Genomic DNA, 1978 nt, shown 5'->3' with positions numbered 1-1978 from the left:
TAATCGGGTAGCCGGAGGTCTCTAACCTCCAGCCCCCACACCACCCATCATGCGGGTCCGCAATGGGCGGTTCACCTCCCGTAATGAATATTGATCCAAATATCTCTCAGTGACACTAAACCTTTTGACGCTAAATAGTCATTGCCTAGCGCAATGTTAATTCCTTTTGTTTTTGAGCTTCGACAAGGCCCCTTGCTGGTGATACCACATGCTATGGCTAGTCTCTCACTGACCCCCAATTTCATTAAACTGCGTACTTTGGTGCGAGGTTTACGCCATTGCCGCCAGTAGCACATTCTTATCCTACGTCCGATCCAATGATCTAAATCCACCGTTAGCTGATAAGCGTTGGCTATCAGGTAGTAGTGTCCCCAGCCGCGTAAATACTGTGTGAGTTTATGAATTTGTAGGGTCATTGAGATCCCCCAGTTACGGTTAGTGAGCTCCCTGACATTTGCTTTGAATTTCTTTAGCGCCTGTTCGTGGATCTGCACTTGACCGTAACGAAATGTGAACCCGAGAAATTTCGAGCCTGATACAGGACCTACCCGACTTTTCGATTCGTTCACTTTGAGCTTTAATCGCTTAGTGATAAACGCAGTAATTTCCTGTTGTATTATTAGTCCTTCGCTTTTGGTTTTTACTAAAATGATTATGTCATCAGCGTAACGTGCAAACTTAAGGTGTTTGTAGGTTAGCTTCTTATCTAATTCATCGAGTAAAATGTTGGAAAGTAAAGGGGATAATGGCCCACCTTGGGGGACTCCTTTGGTTGACTCAAACCACAGACCTGTTTCGCGCTCTGCGATCCCCGCTCGTAAGTATTTACCGAGTAGGCGCATGAGTGCTTTGTCTTTGATTTTACGGCCAACACGATTCATCAGCATGTCATGGTCTACTTCATCAAAGAACTTAGACAAGTCGATATCAACCGCTGTTTTATAACCTTGTTTAATACAAGACTGAACATGGTTCACTGCTTGACTGGCTCTTTTATGAGGGCGATAACCATAACTATGTGGTGAAAATTTAGGCTCAAAGTAAGGGCTGATCACTTGAGCAATGGCTTGTTGGATCACTCTGTCGATAACAGAAGGGATCCCAAGCATTCGCTCACCGCCATCAGGTTTGGGTATCATCACGCGTTTGACTGGCAAGGGTTGATAAGTGCCGTTAAGTAATTGTTGTTTAATACCCAGCCAATGTAACTTAGCGAAGTGATTAAATTCCTCAATACTCATATTATCAATACCCGCAGCCCCTTTATTGCGCTTAACATGTTGCCATGCTGCGCTAATATTGTGGTTGCTTAGTACCCTTGCCATAAGGTCATGATCTGTTTGGTTATATTCATTCGAGGTATTATTCACAGTCGAACGCTGTTCATCACTATCACAACACGGTGATCTATGTGAATTCAAGTTCATTTGTAGTTTCTCCTCTGGTTAAGATGTTCAGGCCTTCACCGTGTCCCCTCTATTACGATGGGCGTTTGGCTACTATGCCGTCTGCTGACTTCTGATAAATCACTCTAGCGATTACTCGATAAAGCGCGTCTAAACTAACGCTTGTTTTACTGCTATTTCGCTCGCTATAGGTCGCAGCAACCAGAGCGCCAAGGGTTGAACAACCAGTCCCTAACTGGTAATCTCCAAGCGTTAGCGCGGATGCGTGTTTATCAGATCTCCCCGAATAAGGTGCATCGACTTTCTCTGCACAACTGCATCATTTACGGTGGCCGTTAGATCACATGACTTCGCTATCCTGTGCTAGCTCGTCTCCAGACTACGCCTCATATGATGTTTTTGTTCATCAGCTCACAGATTTGCTAGCGGCTTCCTCCAGACTATCTCTCGCGATTTAGCCCTTGCCATTCGCTAGTAGTTATCGTTTAATAACAGTGTGTTATTTAAACGGTGATCTTCCTACAGAGGACTTTCACCTCATAAGTCAATGCCCATGTCGGGCGTACACAAGT

The 1978-nt window shown here is 44.7% G+C and carries 1 protein-coding gene; it reads right to left on the bottom strand.

Going from position 1 to position 1978, the window contains the following annotated elements; all coding sequences use genetic code 11:
* Positions 1 to 71: 71 nt before the first annotated feature.
* Positions 72 to 1427 carry a group II intron reverse transcriptase/maturase gene (gene ltrA / locus J7338_RS20430; RefSeq protein WP_228733054.1) on the bottom strand — a complete coding sequence of 452 codons (1356 nt, stop codon included), beginning with the start codon at positions 1425 to 1427 and terminating at the stop codon, positions 72 to 74.
* Positions 1428 to 1978: the final 551 nt, after the last annotated feature.

The organism is Pseudoalteromonas ostreae (assembly GCF_018069805.1).
GTDB classification, from domain to species: domain Bacteria; phylum Pseudomonadota; class Gammaproteobacteria; order Enterobacterales; family Alteromonadaceae; genus Pseudoalteromonas; species Pseudoalteromonas ostreae.
This window is presented reverse-complemented; position numbering and strand designations above follow the sequence as displayed.